The following is a 17,609-nucleotide window of genomic DNA, read 5'->3' as shown; positions in this document are numbered from 1 at the left end:
TAACCCTCCTTTTAATAGTTGCCTATATCGTAATCCGTTTTACCCTTTGACCGAGCCGATCAAGACCCCTTTGGCAAAATGCTTTTGCAGGAACGGATAGACGAGCAAAATCGGGATGGTGCCTACGACGATAACGGCCATTTTGATCGATTGATCCGGAGGCGCCACAAAGTTCGGGTCCATCGAATTCAGATCGCCGGCCGCCGCCTGCGACAGCAGAACGATTTGTCTCAGCATGACCTGAAGCGGCCATTTGGCCGGGTCGTTAATGTACAGCAGCGCGGAGAAGAAGTTGTTCCAATGCCCCACCGCATAGAAAAGTGTAAACGTCGCAAGCACAGGCATCGATAACGGAAGAACGATCTTCCACAGCAGGCCGAGCTCCGTGCAGCCGTCGATCTTAGCCGCTTCTTCCAGCTCGGGAGGAAGCTCTTGGAAAAAGTTTTTCACAATAATCAAGTTAAAGGCGCTGATCGCACCTGGGATCATGAGTGCCCAATACGTATCCAGCATGTGCAATTCGCGTACGACCAAGTAGGTCGGGATCAAGCCGCCCCCGAACAGCATCGAGAAGACGACCAGATTCAGCACCGTACTGCGGCCCATCAGAGTGCGTTTGGACAGCGCGTATGCCATTGTCACGGTAAAAAACAAGTTGACCGCCGTGCCGAATACCGTCACGATGAGCGACACCCAAATACTTTGCAAAATCGTATCCGTAGAAAAAATGAATGTATAAGCCGCTAAGGTAAACGTTTCCGGAATGAGGAACACCGCTCTCTTCGTCAGCTCCGCATCCGATGCGAACGAGCCCGCCACGACATAGATGAAGGGCAGAACGGCCAGCAGGCCGATTATGCTGAGCACGATCACGTTCGTAACGTCGAATATCGTACCTGGTATGCTTTTGTACTGCTTTGCCAATAGTCTCTCCTCCTTCTGCGCGAATAGGTTCTTGGCTAGTAAATGCCCGATTGGCCGAACCGCTTCGCTAACCAGTTCGCCCCCAGTACGAGCGTGACGCCGACGACCGCTTTAAACAGGCCGACTGCCGTACTATAACTGAAAGCCCCTTGTGTAATCCCCATCATATATACATACGTATCGAATACTTCGGCTACGTCCCGGTTGAGCGGGTTGCGCATCAGAAAGATTTGTTCGAACCCGTTGTCCAGCACATCGCCCATCCGTAAAATGAGCAAAATGACGATCGTACTGCGGATGGAAGGGAGCGTAATATGCCACATTTGCCGCCAGCGATTCGCCCCGTCCGTAATGGCCGCTTCATACTGCTCGACATCGACGCCGGCCAGAGCCGCCAGGAAAATGATCGTTCCGAAGCCCGTTTCTTTCCAAATCGTTTGGATAATGATCATTGGCCTGAACCAGTCGGGGCTGGATAGAAAGTCGACTTTGCTTCCTATATATTTCTGCAGCAGTTCGTTGACGAGTCCCCCTTCGGTCGTAAGGAACACATAAGTCAAGCTCGCTACAATAACCAACGATATGAAATGCGGAACATAAATGAGCGTTTGGATCGTGCGTTTGAAAAATGCAAGCCTGATTTCATTCAGGAGCAGGGCCAAAATAATCGGCGCCGGGAAAAAGAACAGCAAGTTGTAGAACGAGAGCAGCAACGTGTTGCGGAGCAGCATGAAAAACTCCGGATTCGTAAAAAAGATGCGGAAATGCTCCAATCCGACCCAATCGCTTTTCCAGAAGCCCAAGAAGGGCTGATAATTTTTGAAAGCGAGCAGTACGCCCCACATCGGGACATATTTGAAAATAATGAAATATAGCAAACCCGGAGCTAACAGTGCATAGATCCATTTATCTTTTCTTAACCGGTTCAGCACGCTGGAGCGCTGCGAAGCTTTGGCGTTTGCCTTATGCGCGCTCTCCATTTGATTAGGGGCCGCCGCCTGTTTCATTCCCATCACCTCCAAGTTATTGATCGCATCTGCGAGCGGTGTACCCTTATTATCGAGCCGCACTGACCTTTCCGCCAATCGGACATTTTTGAAAACACTTACAAACCCCTGTTTGACGCCAAAATCAAGAAAATGCAAACCGCACAAAAATGTAGAAGACGCCGTACAAAGCTAGAAAAACCGTTCAAAAGACGTACAAATCCGCGTAACAAGGCGTGCAAAAATGTCTTATTGTTCATCTTTTCAAAACCGCTTATAGTGGATGCTATTGTTGAACTGTGAACATGAACGATATTCGAAATGGATGGGTGAATAAAACATGGGAAACAAATTGTATCACGGAGCGGCCTGGTATCCGGAGCTTTGGCAGGAGGATGTGCTGAAGGCGGATATCGAGTGGATGAAGAAAGCGGGCATCAACGTCGTGCGAATAGGAGAATTCGCGTGGTCGAACATGGAACCGCAAGAAGGCGAGATCGATTTGAGCTTCTTTGTCCGCATAGTCGGACTGCTATATGACAACGGCATCGAAACGGTGATGTGCACACCGACGCCTACCCCGCCGATTTGGTTTACGGACGGTCATCCCGAGCGCATGTACGTCAACGAGCAGCTGCAGACGATGGGCCACGGCTCCCGTCAACATGCTTGCACGAACCATCCTTACTTCCGGGAAAAAGCGGCTATCATTACGGAGCATATCGCCCGCGCCATGGGCCGATTACCCGGTCTGATCGGCTGGCAGCTCGACAATGAGTTCAAAGCGCATGTATCCGAATGCATGTGTGCAACTTGTCTTACCCAGTGGCATCAATGGCTTGAACGCCGTTACGGTACGATCGAGCGGCTCAATGACGCTTGGGGCACGCAGATCTGGAGCGAGTATTACCACCGCTTCGATCAAGTGCCGCTGCCGGGCCCGGCGCCATTCCTGCATAATTCGTCGCTGAAGACGATGTACCAGCTCTTCTCTATGGAGTCCATCGCCCAGTTCGCAGACGAGCAGGCGGCGATTATCCGCCAATATTCGGACGCTGGGATTACACATAACAGCAGCGTTGCATTCAGCGTCGACAATGAGCGTCTGTTCCAAGGCCTGGATTTCGCTTCCTTTGATACGTATGCCACGTACGATAATCTGCCGGCCTATCTCATCAATAACGACCTGTTCCGCAACTTCAAACGGGGGCGCGATTATTGGATTATGGAGACAAGCCCCTCTTATGCCGCTTCGTTGGAAAGCTACGCCAAGCCGCATCCGAACGGCTACCTCAAGGCTGAAGCCGTAGCTGCTTACGCGCTTGGCGCCGAGGCGTTCTGCTACTGGCTGTGGCGGCAGCAGCGGGCCGGCTGCGAGCAGCCGCACGGCTCCGTGCTGAGCGCATGGGGCAAGCCAACCGTCGGCTATATGAACGTGTTGGAGGTCGAGCAGGCGCGGCAGGCTATCGAAGCCACGATCCTGTCCACCCGGCCGGCGCAGGCGGAAGTCGCGATGACTTATTCGGACCGGGCCAAAGCGTTCCTCAAGACGGAGCCGCACCGCAAGCTGAATCATCGCGGACTTGTCACCGACTTCTACGCGCGACTGCTGCATGTCGGCGTTCACCGGGACGTCGTGCCGGAAGGAGCGGCACTTGACGGCTACAAGCTGCTGTTCACCCCGCTGCTCCCTTACGTCTCGCCGGACTACATTCAGCGGGCGACGAAGTTGGCCGAGGACGGCGGCGTGTGGGTCATCGGCCCGTTGACCGGCGGCCGGACGGAGTCGCACACCGTCCACACGACCTCCGCGCTCGGCGAGCTGGAGGAGCTTGCGGGCGTGGAAGCCGCCTTCACTTACCCGATGGACGACAGCGGAGCCATCGGCAGCGCCTTTGGCCATACGGCCCCGCTCTCCCTCTGGAGCTCCGTCTACGAGCTGAAGGGTGCGTCAGCGGTCGGCACGATCGAGGGCGGCCTGTCGCCGGGCCTTGCCTTCGTAACGGAGAAGCGCTGCGGCAAAGGCAAGATCGTCATGCTCGGCTCCATGCCGGCCGGCGAGGACGGCCAGCGCTTGCTGGACGCCCTCATCACGCACTATGCCGATGAGGCCGGGGTTACGCTGCGCACGGACGTGACGCCGGGCACCATCGTGGCGCCGAGGCGCGGCGACGGGTTCGACGTCTGGGTCGTCGTCAACATGGACGGCAAAGGTGGCAGTGTTACACTGCCTGCCGGCGGCGTCGATGTGTTGAAGCAGGAGCTTATCGCGCCCGGCAGCAAGCTTGCGGTAGGGAAATACGAATACAGAATGATTCGGATTTGAGGTTGGATGCTGAGCGGTTTGTGCGCTCAGCATTTTTTGTTGCGCGCGGGGCGCGAGGCGCGGGGCGCGAGGCGCGGGGCGCGGGGCGCGAGGCGTGGGGCGCGGGGCGGCGCATCAATCCGTTGCCTCGGCTAACGGACACAGATGCTCTTATTCGGCCAATCCCGGCCGATTTATGCTGCTAACGGACACCAGTGGCGTTATTTGCCCTCCAGGGTGCGTTTTCGCCCCCGAAATCAGCAAATAACGTCCTCCGTGTCCGTTAGGTTTTTCAAGAGCCGCTTCCCCTGGAAATAGCGGCTCCCCTGTCCGTTAAACCGCGGGCGACGCCAAGCGCGGGCAAATACATCCGAACCCGCGACCACCGCGGGGCGACGCATCAGTCCGTAGCCTCGGCTAACGGACACAGATGCTCTTATTCGGCCAATCCCGGCCGATTTATGCTGCTAACGGACACCAGTGGCGTTATTTGCCCTCCGGGGCGCGTTTTCGCCCCCGGAATCGGCAAATAACGTCCTCCGTGTCCGTTAGATTTTTCACGAGCCGCTTCCCCTACAAATAGCGGCTCCCTTGTCCGTTAGACCGCGGGCGACGCCAGGCGCGGGCAAATACAACCGCACCCGCGACCACCGCGGATGCGCCGCATAAGTCCGTTGCCTCGGCTAACGGACACAGATGCTCTTATTCGGCCAATCCCGGCCGATTTATGCTGCTAACGGACACCAGTGGCGTTATTTGCCCTCCAGGGCGCGTTTTCGCCCCCGGAATCGGCAAGTAACGTCCTCCGTGTCCGTTAGATTTTTCCCGAGCCGCTCCTCCTAGAGATAGCGGCTGCCCTGTCCGTTAGACCGCAAGCGGCGTCTAACGCCCCGCTGCCGTCTTAACGACGGCCAACGAAACGAAAAGACAGAACACCGCCGCATACCATAAGACCGGCCGCAGCTATCACAGCCATATGCATACCGGCCGCAAAAGTGGTGGCCGAGCCCACCATCGCGCCGAACAGGACAACGCCCAGTGTCGCGCCGATCTGGCGGCTTGCGTTCAGCGCGCCCGATGCCGTGCCCCCTAGCTCTCGCGGGGCAGCGGACATCACAGCAGCGATTAAGGAAGGGATCGTGAGCGAGATGCCGCAACCGTTCAAGAGCAAGCCGATCATCGTCAGCCCGTAGCTCGTATTTTCATCCGTCCACACTTGCAGCAGCATCCCGGCAGCTCCGAGAGCAAATCCGGCAACGATCGGCATTCTTGCACCGTATCTGGCGACAAGACGGCCTGTTAGTATGGGGCCCAAAGCTAACGGAATCATCATCGGAAGCAGGGCAAGCCCTGTGAGATGGGCAGAGAAGCCTCTGACATGCTGGTAAAATAATGGCATAACGAACAGCAATCCGGACAAGCCGATATTGACCAACAGACCGGCGAGCATCCCGGCCGAAACCGCTGTGTCTTGGAACAAACGAGGCGGCAGCAGCGGATGGGAATGCTTCCGCTCCAAGTAATAAAACAAAACGCCGCCGGCCGGCACGAGGCACAAGGCTCCCACAATAACAGATGATGCCCAACCGTAAGCATCGCCCTCCATTAGGGCAAAGCATAGCGCTGCAATAACGAGAATGGCGCAGAGCTGCCTAATGACACCTAATTGCTGCCGGCCCCTGCGAGGTGTCTCGCCCGCATAGCGCCATACGATAGCGAAGCTAACGAGAGACACAGGCACATTCAGCATGAAAATGCTGCGCCAACCCAGTGTGTCAACCAGCAAGCCGCCGATCACTGGCCCCGCGGCCATCGCTGTCCCTGTGATGGCAGCCCATATCCCCAATGCCCTCGCTCGCTCCGCCGGTTCCGGATATGCATGGCTTAGAAGCGCCAAGGAAGAAGGTGTAAGGAGTGCACCCCCGACTCCGAGAAGGGCCCGCGAACCGATCAATGCCGCAAGTGAATGAGCTGCCGACGAGACCACCGAGATACCGGCAAAAAGGAGCAATCCGGCGAGAAAGACGCGTTTGGCCCCGAGCTTATCCGCTAATACGCCCATAGAGAGCAGCAATCCCGCGAATAGGATCGTATACGCATTAACAACCCATTGCAGGCCGTCTATACCGCTGCCAAGATCGTTTCTAATCGACGGCAGCGCCACATTCACAACAGTTGTATCCAATAAAACAAGAAAATAACCGAGCGAGGTACCGGTCAAAAGCAACCTCTTCTTGAAATCGTCTGCAGGACGGGCCTGCATTTGTCTTGAAATTTCCAACGGAATTCTCCCCTCTTCACCATGTACATATAGTCGTCGTATTCGACATGGAAAGTGTATAATGGAATTCACATTGAATTAAGATGACGGTTTATCCTAGGAGTTAATCTCCCGGGATGGCTGGCCTCATCTGAAGAAAGGCTGTACTATGGATAACTCAAATCAACAGCGGCTTCGTGAACTGGCCCAGTTCCTGCGGACACGGCGCGAACGTCTAACTCCCGAGCAAGTTGGCTTTTCACCGCAAGGTAGAAGGCGTACGCCCGGGCTTCGCCGGGAAGAAGTTGCCATTCTGTCCGGTGTCAGCGTCGATTGGTACACTTGGCTGGAACAAGCACGGGACATCCAGGTCTCTTCACAAGTGCTCGAGAGCATCGCTTCGGCTCTCCGGCTTGATCCGATTGAACGCAACCATCTATTCGTCTTGGCGCTGCAGCATCAGCCTTCCGTTCGGCAGCAGGAAGACTGTGTGATCCATCCGACACTACAAAGTTTCCTTGATGGTCAAGGGAGCAGCCCTGTCTATGTCATGAATCAGCGTCTCGATATTGTGGCCTGGAACCAGGCGGCCAACCTGATTTATGGGGATTACGAGAAGATGTCCAGGCAGGATCGCAATTCGCTCTGGCGGTCCTTCGTTTCGCCTTATACCCGCGAGATGCTGCAAGAAACATGGGAAACGCACGCCAGACACCGTCTGGCTCAATTTCGCGCGAATTATGGGAAATACGTAGGCGATCCATCCTTTATGGAGCTAATTGAGGCGTTGAATCAATCGAGCGAGGAATTCAGAGAATGGTGGCCGCAGCATGATGTTTTGAATGGCCCTGAGGGAAGGAAAGTCAACTATCATCCGGCTGTAGGCGTGCTGGAATTCGATCAGCTCTCATTCCTGGTCATGGATGCCCAGCATCTCACCGTTACCGTGAATGTCCCGGCAAATGAGGATACGAGGTTGAGAGTCCATAAGCTTCTAGCGAATTCTTATTGACCTAAGCCTGTTTGGTCGTGTGACAGGCGGCGCTTCTCTCTGCAGCGGATATCAAAAAAGACTGCTGATCATCAGCAGTCTTGCAGTCTTTCAGTCTTACCGTCTTTCAATCTTACCTCTTACCGTTTTACCGTCCTTCAGCCTTACCCTCTTACCGTCTTCCCCGCCTTTATCCGCGCAGCAAATCCGCTACGCTGACCGGCTGTCCGGTTCGGATTGCGCGGTTCGCGGCGATGCCGACAAGAATAGATCGGGCGCCGTCCAGATGGTTCGCCGCTCGTCGGAAGCGGTCCTCCTTCGCTTCTCCGAATATGTCATTGAGCAGCACGGGATCTCCTCCCCCGTGACCGCCAACGCCGCTCTCCACTTCCACTTCATAAGGTTTGCCGAACATCGGAAAGAGACGAATCTCTTTATTTTTAATCGCGCCTTCAAGCGCTTTATCTCCGCCCGAATTCACATACGATTGCTCCATGATCGTCATCTCCAGGCGCCCTTTCGTCCCGTTGAAAGCAATCCGGTAGCCTTCCCAAGGGGAGTACGCGTTCAGCGAGTAGGTCAGAATCGCTTTGTTCTTATATTGAACAAGCACGCCCATCGTGTCCTCAATGGAGATGCCGTCACCGAAGACGTTCTGGTCGCGCAAATAACCGTCCTCGTGCTCGGCGTCCAAATACATCGCCTTGAGCCGTCCGTTCCGGTCCAAATGAAGCGCGAACGGGTCGTCCTCGGCAAGCGGGTTGCCTGTCGCCCTGTTGTAGAACTGGGTAATTCCGCGTTTTTCCGCATTTTCCCGCCCATAGAAGAGCAGATCGCCAAGCGCAAACACCGTAACCGGTTCCGAGCCGATCCAGAAGCTGACGAGATCGAAATGATGCGTCGACTTGTGAACGAGCAATCCCCCGCTATTGCGCTTGTCACGATGCCAACGGCGGAAATAGTCGGCACCGTGCTTGGTATTGAGCAGCCATTCGAAATGTACGGAAGTAACGTCACCGATAGCGCCGTCCTGAATCAACTCGCGGACTTTCGTGTGGTGAGGCGCGTAGCGGTAGTTGAACGTAACGCGCACGTTCCTGCCCGTTTTCTCCACCGCATCCAGAATGCGCCGGCATTTCTCCTCATCGATCGTCATCGGCTTCTCCGTGATAACATCGCAGCCCAGCTCCATCGCACGAATCATATACGTATGATGAGTGCGGTCCACACTCGTAACGATGACGGCATCCGGCTTCTCGCGTTCGATCATGAGGTCGAATTCCTCCGCTTTGTAGGTGCGGACTTCAGGATAATCGAATTTATGCTGCAGCTGCGCTTTCGCATAATCCATACGCGTCTGGTTGACGTCGCACAGGGCTAACAGCTCCGCGGTTTCCCGAAAGTCGGTTGCAATCGCTGAATAAAAGAACCGCGCTCGCCCGCCGGATCCGACTAGCACGTATTTTTTCTTAATCGTCATGGTTTCACCCTTTTCCTTATGCTGAAGGCCAACCGTTAGACGGATGGTTCCAATATCGCCAAATCGCTCTCGAAGACATAGCGGCCCGATCCGAGTTTGAACCGGCTTTCCTCTGCCGCCGCATTCTCGATGCCGTCAATGGCATACACATGGCCAGGCACATAGACCGTCGCCGTCGTGTTGACGGGAACCGCCACTTCCAGACGGAACTTCTTCGCTGCAGACAAGCTCCACTTGACCTCAATTGTCCCGTACAGGGATTCATAGCCGGCATGGACTTGAGTCAAACGGCCTCCCGGCCTTGGCCGGATGATGGCGTGTTTGAAGCCGGGTTCCGCCGGATCGGCTTCGATGCCGGCCATGTAACGGAACATCCACTCTCCTACCGAGCCGAGAGAATAGTGATTGAACGAATTCATCGACGGTGTCTGGAATCCATTATGGGCGGTCCATCCGTCCCAACGCTCCCAGATCGTCGTTGCCCCATGTTTAATCGAATACATCCAGGAAGGAAATTCCTCCTGTGTGAGCAGCGTGTATGCGACATCCAGCTTCTCGTGCTCTGTCAGTGCCGGAAGCAAATATCCGACCCCCAGGAAGCCCGTCGACAAGCGGTCTCCTTTCGCGCGAATGTTAGCGGTCAAATGCTCGGCTGCCAGCTTGTTTTGCGCTGGGGTTAACAGACCGAACTGCAGCGCAAGTACATAGACCGTTTGGGTCTCCCCTTGAATGCGTCCGTCAGCGTCAACGAAGGCATCGCGGAACGCCCGGGCGATCTCAGCGAACAACGCCTCATAACGGTTCTGCTCCTCCGTACGCCCCAGAACGCCCGCAATCTGCGCCAACAGCCGTGTACTGTAAGCAAAATAAGCCGTCGCCAGCACTTCCTTAGGCGTATCCGCATCGATGGACAACCAATCCCCATAGTTGGCATAGGCTGGCCGGACCAGATCATCGGTGTTATCCCGAAGATATTCCACCCAGCGGACCATCGCATCGAAATGCTTCGTGAGAATGCGCGTATCGCCATACATTACGTATAACGTCCATGGAATAATAACGCCTGCATCGCCCCAACCGGCATTATCGGGGGCGAACCAGTTCAGGTTCGTATTCCACATTTTGTGGCGAATCCAGCCGGCGTCCGGGGCCACATCGGTGAAGGCTCCCGACGGCTGCTGGCTGTCAATGACATCCTGCATATATTTCGTAAAGAAACGTGACACATTCATATTGTAAGCCGCCGTGCGCGCGAATATTTGCGCGTCTCCCGTCCAACCCAGCCGCTCGTCGCGCTGCGGGCAGTCCGTCGGTACGGATAAGAAGTTGCCTCGTTGTCCCCATGTAATGTTGGCATACAGACGATTTACCATGTCATCGTTCGTTACAAGCTTGCCCGTTTCCGGCATCTCGGAATGAATGACTTTGCCCTCAATCGTATCCAAATCCGCCTCTCCGGGGTATCCGATCAATTCCACGTAACGGAAGCCGTGAAACGTAAAATGCGGCTCGTACCGCTCCTCGCCGTCCCCTTTGAGCACATAGTGATCCTGCTGAACGGCCACCCGCAAGTTGTCCAAATACAAGCTGCCGTCCGGATTCAGCATTTCGGCGTGACTCACGGTGACCTTGGTTCCCTTCGGACCTCGAACCTTCAGTTCCGTCCAGCCGACCATGTTTTGACCCATATCGTAAATATAGGTGCCATATTCCGTGCGGCGTATCGATTCCGGCTTCCGCGTTTGAATAATGCGAACCGGAGGCTCCACGTTGCCGCCAAGCAATCCGTTATACCCGGAACGGACATCGGGAATTTCCCAAGCATCCGCTTCCGCGTACCCGGGTTGATCCCAACCCGTCGGCTCCAAGCGGGCGTCGTAAGCCTCCCCTTTGATCATATCGGAATAAAGGATGGCCCCTTTGGCTGTTCGCCATGAAGCATCGGATACGATGTTCTCGCTCGTGCCGTCGGCATACTCAATCTGGGCTTGAAGCAGCAGAAACGGTCTCTCCCCATACACATGTTTCCCCAGAAATCCGACCGTTCCCGCGTACCAGCCGTCGCCCAGCATGACGCCAAACACATTCTCGCCAACCGCCAATTCCTCCGTTACATCGTAAGCCTGGACTTGGATGCGGATGTTATAATCCGTCCAGCCCGGCGCGAAGAGCGAGCCGATCCGGCGGCCATTTATCCGCAGGTCGTACAAGCCTAACGCCGTTACGTAAACGAAGGCGCGTTTTACGGCTTTCGCCAGACGGAAGCTTTTGCGCAAGTACGGGGATGGCTGCATGTCAACATTGTGCTCCTTCTTGCGGCCGATCCACTTCGCTTTCCACTCCCCGCGGGACAGCAGCCCCATCGACCAGTATGCGGTTTCACTCCAATCCGAAGCTGTCCCGTTACGGTCCCAGACCCGGACCTTCCAGTAATAGGATTGCCCGGAGCGAAGCGCTGCCCCCGCGTAGGCTACCTGCGTCGATTGACCGGAAACCACTTTTCCGCTATCCCACATATCGCCTTTCTCTTCATTCAGCTGCTCCCGCGAGGAAGCGACCAGCACTTGGTATGCTTCTTGTACGGCGCCCCGTTCGTTCGACGCCAGCTTCCAGAACAGCCGCGGCTGTTCAACATCAATTCCCAGCGGGTTATGTGCATATTCCGTTAAGCAGTCAATAATGGCTAAGCTCACAATGCATCCCTCCTTAAAGTTTACAGCTTGCTAGCTTGTATTATAGAAGTAGAATCAATCGCTGTTATGGGGGGATCGACAATAGTTTATAGGGCATAATCATTATTTTTACATCAAAAAAGCGATTCGAATGTCTGCCTTCGTCCATACATGAAAGAAATAACCTATAAAATTGAACTCAATCCCCTATGTTGCCGGGCACATTATATATTAAAGTCGAGAAAGTTAACCTGTACTCGCGTCCATTGTTTACTCCAGTTTTGAAACCGATTACATCGATGGACACTGTGAGACATCGGAAAGGAGGAAAGTGATTGTAGGCTGACCCGCTCATAGAGCGTATTAAAGGAGGAATTAGATTGAGATCATGGGTACTCTTCGTTATGTCGGTCTTTCTATGCTTTAGCCTGTCGCTGAACATCGCCGCAGCAGCCCCTGCCACCTTAACGGCAGAGCTCGACGATACGTCAGGGATCGTTACAATATCCGGCAACACCGGCCTGCCGGGCGAACACGCCGTTACGGTGCAGGTTCGCGATCCACTCAAGCGCCTTGCCTACCTGGATCAAGGAACAAGCCATGTCAACGGGGAATTCTCGTTTTATTTTCAAGCGGATTTAAGCGTCTCGGGTACGTATTCCGTATCAGCCCGCGGAGATACCGCTGACGCCATCTCAACAACGACTTTCGTTATCGCAGTTCAAGACACAGTCGCTCCCGTTACGACTGCCTCGGTAAGTCCCCTCGACGGCCAAGGCGGCTGGTACGTGACACCGCCGACTGTAACGCTTAACGCTGCAGACAACGTTTCGGTGACCGAAACCGTGTACCGGTTGAACGGAGGTGCTTGGAACCTGTATACCCAGCCTGTCACCATAACCGGTCCGAGCGGCACGTACCCGTTCGAATATAAGAGTGTCGATCAAGCGGGTAATGAAGAAACCATCCGATCACTGACGTTGAAAATAGATCAAGAAGCGCCTCTAGGCAGCGTTACTTTAGATAGGAGCACATTGTGGCCGGCGAATCATAAGCTCATTACGGTGACAGCGGATGTTTATGGATTTGATGCGGTATCGCAAATTGACTCCATCGTGCTAACGTCCATCACAAGTAATGAAACGCTTCAACCGGGAGATATTCAAGGTGCGGAGTACGGCACATCCGACATGCAATTCGCTCTACGCGCCGACAGAACAGGCGGAGGTTCCAGTGGAGGTTCCAGCGAAGGTGCCGGCAGAGTTTACACCATTACCTACACGGTAACGGATAAAGCCGGAAACAGCTCGGCGGCTGTTGCGACGGTCACGGTACCACACGACCAATCCGGCAAAAATAAGTAATGATCCAGCGGAGGTGTTAGTTTGAATAAGCAATCGTTGCAGCACATCATTCGGATCATGGTCCTGATTGCGATGATCACTGCGCTATACGGCGTCCCCCCATTTGAAACGAAGGCTGTGGCTGCCGAAGTAACTGAAGATGGCGGTTGGCAGGTGCTCATTGACGACAATTTCGAGAACAAGACCGTAGGCACAAGTGCGGAAGAGCTCGGTTATGCCGTCGACGAGCCCATGCTCGAAGCCGGGAATGCCGGAAGCTTGAAGGGCGACGCTTCAATTGCCAAGTCCCCCGGCAAATCAGGCAACAGCTTGTATGTCTACGACAACTTTAACTCGGTCAGCCAGGTTGCCTACCGGAATCATACGAGAATCGTCAAAACGTTTGAGAAACAGGAAGGTGTCGTCGTTGCGGAGGTTTCCTTCATGCAGCCGGGTCCTCAGCACGAGAGAACGAAAGTGCTGAACCTGTTAAGCAGCAGCGGAGACTATATCGCACGAATTACGGCGGATCCCGGACAACAGAAGTTCGTTTTCGATGCCAAAACAGGCCCTGACAATATGTACCCGTACGAACCGAATCGTTGGTACAACATTAAACTGGTCGCCGACATCGTGAACGATCAAGTCATGGTCTACGTCGACGGCAACCTTTGCTTCTCCAAGCAGCCGACCGTCGAGGTTCGGAGCGCAGGCACCACCACAAGTGAGAAAATTAAGCAAAACGTCGCGATGCTGGAAATGCTGACATCAGGCGAATCGCCGAATCCGATCAATGCTTTCTATGTCTCGCAAATTAAAGTAACCGCCAAGCCCCCTGCGATTTCGCCTGATGCGCCTACGGGACTTACGGCATACCCTCGGGATAAAGAAATCTACGTGGAATGGACGCCGTCGGCCAGTGCCAGAACGAATAATGTTTACGTGGCGACCAAACCGGATGCGGCAGACTCCGAGTATGTCAAAGTTATTGACAAATACAACAAAAAATTTGTGCCAAGCGATTACGTGTCCATCACGAAGCTGGGGACGTCTTCCAGCAGCCCTCCGCTCGAGAACGGGAAAACGTATTATGTGAAAGTAACCCAAAACACGAGACTTCTCGCCCGGGGAACCGACTCGGAAGTCGAGAGCCCTCTCTCTTTGTCCCAAGCCGTTGCCGTAACGCCGGCGCCGAGACAAGTTCTGGACTCTTCGGCCTCCAGCGTCATCCAGAACGTTTACGTGAACGATACCAAGAACATCGCCGGGTGGTCGGTGCAAAGCGGTCTCAAGCTGGGCAGCCTGCCTTATGGCGATTCGCAAAATACCATTACCAAACTGCCTTCGAGCTATGTCGGAGCCGATTGGATTCAGGCGGCGAACGCTTCGAGCGCTTACACAGCCAGCGATGTGCTCACGACATTCACCGTTGCGGATGATACGGATGTGATTGTCGCTCTGAGCCAGGAAACGATGGAAGCCAATATCGCTTGGCTGTCGGCATGGACGAAGACGGGCGAAGTCATTGAGCTCGGCGGAGGTTCAGAGGTATTCAATCTGTATAAAAAAAGCTTCCCGGCAAATGCGCAGGTCACGCTAAGCAAAATCGGGCAAGCCGACAGCAATGGCTATTTCGCCATCGTTCAAAGCCGTTCCATTCAGTTGAATACATTTGAATTTATCGACTGGGACGGGAACCCTATCTCCACCTTAACTCCGGGGATGAAGGCGACCGCCAAAGTCGAGCTTACGAATAATACCGATCAGCAGCAGACATTCGTTGTCATCTGCGCGTTGTACGATACCAACCATCGCATAGTGTCGTATACCTCCGCCTCCGTGTCCACACGTCCTGGGGAAAAGAGGAGTGTTCATACCGGTTTCAAGGTCCCGGATCAATTAACCGGCTACGAAGCCAAAGCCTTTATTTGGGATAGCTTCGTAAATATGAAGCCTTTATCGAACAGCATAACGATTCATTAGATCCGAGGAGGCACCCATGAAAAAAATAGGTTCCATGTTGCTTGGCATTTGTATTGCGGCCAGCCTGCTCCCTTCGGTAGCGGCCGGGGCTGAGCTCACGCCTGCCTTTCCCGGTGCGGAAGGCGCCGGCATGTATATAACAGGCGGACGGGGAGGCGAGGTGTACGAAGTGACGAGTCTGGACGATTATACGTCTAAGGAGACTCCCATTCCCGGCACATTGCGTTACGGGCTCATGAAGGTCGCCAACAGCAATGCCAAATCGACGGTTATCGTTTTCCGCGTTTCCGGTACCATTCACTTGAAGGAGAAAATTAAAACGAATGTTTACAACTTGACGCTCGCAGGTCAAACGGCGCCCGGCGGCGGTATCGCGATCGGCAATTATTCCGTATCTCTTGGCGGCTCCAATATTATCATGCGTTATCTTCGCTTCCGGGGAGGCTTCGCGGAACTGGATGACACGTTCTCACCGAATGCTCCGAAAATGATGATTGATCACTGCTCGTTCAGCTGGAGCACGGATGAGGTTCTTTCAAGTAAAGACAAAAGCAGCATTACCGTGCAATGGTCCATTATCAGCGATTCCTTGAATATGTCCATCCATGATAAGGGAGCCCATGGGTACGGCGGTATTTGGGGCGGCACGAACATGACGTTCCATCATAATTTGATTGCCAGCAACAATAGCAGAAACCCTAGGCTTGACCGTGACTTCCGGCTTGAAAAAGACGCCCCCCTGCAGTTCGATTTGCGGAACAACGTCATGTACAATTGGGGCGCGAACAGCGCGTATGGCGGAGAGAACGCAACGGGTGTCAATGTCGTCAACAACTATTACAAAGCGGGTCCCGCCACATTCGATGATGTGAAGAACCGGATCTTCAATCCGTGGTCCGAGCAGCCCGGAAACTATTATGTGGATGGCAACTATGTCGCCGGCTACCCGGACATCAGCGCGAACAACTGGGCGGGCGGCATTCAACCGGAATATGGACTGGGAACGGTTCATCGTCTGGCAAACCCCGTTGCCATCACGTACAAAAATACCGACGGCACCGTTACCGATACGACCGTTACGACCGACTCCGCCGAGGAAGCTTACAGCAAAGTGCTGGAGCATGCCGGAGCCGTGCTGCCGAAACGGGATTCGCTGGATGCCCGCATCGTGAACGATGTCAGAAACGGGTTGGGCAAATTCGCCAATACCCCGGACGGTGACGGTGGCTTCCCGGAACTCGCGGAGCTCACCCTGCCGGCCGACTATGACAGCGACCACGACGGCATGCCGGACGAATGGGAAGCGGCGCATGGCCTGAATGCAAACGATGCGGCAGACGGTAAAGCCGTCAGTGGCATCGATGGCAGTGGTTACACCAATCTGGAGAACTATCTGAACGGGATTGTTGGCAATGGCTCCGCCAATCCTGTCGTAGCGATCTCCAGTCCCACTGCAAACGCAAGACTGCAAGAAAATCGCGACATTGTCATTGAAGCGTCGGCATCCGACAGCGACGGCACAGTAGCGAGCGTTGAATTCTCCTACTACGATACGAGAACGATGAAGCTAACTCCACTCGGGTCGGTCAACTCCGCCCCATATACGTACACTTGGTCCAACGCTCCGGAAGGCACACATTATTTGTATGCCAAGGCGACTGACAACACCGGCACTCAAACGTTATCCTCCCTGGTTGTTGTTCACGTAAACGGGGATAGCGGCACCGGAGCCTGGACGTCTGCCGATATCGGGGCTGTGACGATTCCCGGGACTGCGAGCTTGTCGGAGTCAGACAGCACCTTCGTCATCAAGGGAACCGGTGAGATTGGAGCTAGCAATGACGGAATCCATGCTTCGGATGCTTTTCAGTACACGCACCGTGATGTGACAGGCGACATGGAATTGATTTCAACCGTTAGCCTCCAGAATCCGTCGGAGTATGATAACGGTGTGAAGGCCGGGCTCATGATTCGTCAGGATCTGAGCGAGACGTCCCCTTTTGCCATGATTGCGGTGAAAAAGGAAGAGTATTATGGCTCTCGCATCCATTTCATGAGCCGTTCCGGCCAAGGCGATCTGGTCGTATCCACGGCGAAGCCGAATGTCGAGCTGCCGGCATTGCTGAAAATAACCAGATACGGTAACGAAATCAAAGGCTACGTTTCCGTAGACGGCGGCTCCAATTGGGAGCTGGTCGGGGCCACGGCGCTTGATTTGCCTGAGCATGCCTATATCGGGATGGCTGTCGACGCCACGAAGAGCACGAACAACTTTGATTACTACAATTCCTCGATCTTTGCGAATACGAAGCTGCGGACGAATAACCTGGCGGGCGATGTCTTCTCTGTAGGCGATATGCAGGTGAATGACGATGAAGGCGAGACTTCGGTCAGTGTTGAGTTTACGAATCAATCCCAGCTGGATAAGAACGGAATCCTCGTCATAGCGCTCTATGACCAGGACAATAACATCGTGAACTATTCGTATTCGAGCGATTTGGTTGAGGGGCTGGGAGCTAGAACGCTTACCGCTAGCTTCCAGATACCTCAAGATTCAGCTTCTTATAAGCTGAAAGCTTTTGTATGGGACCAGCTCGCGAGCAAGCAGGTCATTTCCAATGTCGTTGAGCTGCCTTGAGGCGGATCAACGGAGAAGGAGCTGGGC

At 54.4% G+C, this 17,609-nt stretch carries 10 protein-coding genes; 5 read left to right on the top strand and 5 right to left on the bottom strand.

From position 1 onward, the window contains the following. Nucleotides 1–39 precede the first annotated feature (39 nt). Nucleotides 40–924, bottom strand: coding sequence for a carbohydrate ABC transporter permease (locus J2X61_RS11870; RefSeq protein ID WP_274469891.1), 885 nt, complete (start codon nucleotides 922–924; stop codon nucleotides 40–42). Nucleotides 925–959: 35 nt separating this feature from the next. Further along, entirely contained in the window at nucleotides 960–1,931 is a 972-nt protein-coding gene (locus J2X61_RS11865) for an ABC transporter permease (protein WP_396135440.1), read from the bottom strand. A 319-nt stretch (nucleotides 1,932–2,250) separates the two neighbouring features. Between J2X61_RS11865 and J2X61_RS11860 the strand changes: the two genes are divergently transcribed. Beyond that, on the top strand, nucleotides 2,251–4,236 hold the full coding sequence (locus J2X61_RS11860; protein ID WP_310187963.1) for a beta-galactosidase: 1,986 nt from the start codon (nucleotides 2,251–2,253) through the stop codon (nucleotides 4,234–4,236). An 880-nt stretch (nucleotides 4,237–5,116) separates the two neighbouring features. Here the strand turns inward: J2X61_RS11860 and J2X61_RS11855 are convergent. Then, nucleotides 5,117–6,496: an MFS transporter gene (locus tag J2X61_RS11855; protein ID WP_310187960.1), complete on the bottom strand. Its 1,380-nt coding sequence runs from the start codon at nucleotides 6,494–6,496 to the stop codon at nucleotides 5,117–5,119. Nucleotides 6,497–6,644: 148 nt separating this feature from the next. Here J2X61_RS11855 and J2X61_RS11850 point away from each other — a divergent pair, with 148 nt between their 5' ends. Next, nucleotides 6,645–7,487 (top strand): helix-turn-helix transcriptional regulator, encoded by an 843-nt coding sequence (locus J2X61_RS11850; RefSeq protein WP_274469894.1) that lies wholly within the window; start codon nucleotides 6,645–6,647, stop codon nucleotides 7,485–7,487. Between the two features lie 169 nt (nucleotides 7,488–7,656). Here the strand turns inward: J2X61_RS11850 and J2X61_RS11845 are convergent, their stop codons facing one another. Both J2X61_RS11845 and J2X61_RS11840 read right to left on the bottom strand, forming a co-directional pair. Continuing rightward, complete coding sequence (locus tag J2X61_RS11845; protein ID WP_310187956.1) at nucleotides 7,657–8,946, bottom strand: Gfo/Idh/MocA family protein; 1,290 nt, start codon at nucleotides 8,944–8,946, stop codon at nucleotides 7,657–7,659. A 35-nt stretch (nucleotides 8,947–8,981) separates the two neighbouring features. Beyond that, on the bottom strand, nucleotides 8,982–11,639 hold the full coding sequence (locus J2X61_RS11840) for a family 78 glycoside hydrolase catalytic domain (protein ID WP_310187953.1): 2,658 nt from the start codon (nucleotides 11,637–11,639) through the stop codon (nucleotides 8,982–8,984). Between the two features lie 359 nt (nucleotides 11,640–11,998). On the opposite strand from J2X61_RS11840, the gene J2X61_RS11835 reads away from it, so the two are divergent. Genes J2X61_RS11835 through J2X61_RS11825 form a run of 3 tightly spaced genes read left to right on the top strand, consistent with a single transcriptional unit; the run spans nucleotide 11,999 to nucleotide 17,582 of the window. Further along, nucleotides 11,999–12,982, top strand: coding sequence for an OmpL47-type beta-barrel domain-containing protein (locus tag J2X61_RS11835; RefSeq protein ID WP_310187951.1), 984 nt, complete (start codon nucleotides 11,999–12,001; stop codon nucleotides 12,980–12,982). Between the two features lie 21 nt (nucleotides 12,983–13,003). After that, nucleotides 13,004–14,944, top strand: a complete 1,941-nt coding sequence (locus tag J2X61_RS11830; protein ID WP_310187948.1) for a fibronectin type III domain-containing protein — start codon at nucleotides 13,004–13,006, stop codon at nucleotides 14,942–14,944. 16 nt (nucleotides 14,945–14,960) lie between these two features. Next, nucleotides 14,961–17,582 carry an Ig-like domain-containing protein gene (locus J2X61_RS11825; protein ID WP_310187945.1) on the top strand — a complete coding sequence of 874 codons (2,622 nt, stop codon included), beginning with the start codon at nucleotides 14,961–14,963 and terminating at the stop codon, nucleotides 17,580–17,582. The last annotated feature ends 27 nt before the right edge of the window (nucleotides 17,583–17,609 follow it).

This window comes from Bacillus sp. 3255 (genome assembly GCF_031456485.1).
Lineage (GTDB): Bacteria > Bacillota > Bacilli > Paenibacillales > NBRC-103111 > Paenibacillus_E.
Note: the sequence above shows the minus strand (reverse complement) of the source record. Positions and strands in the feature narration are given on the sequence as shown.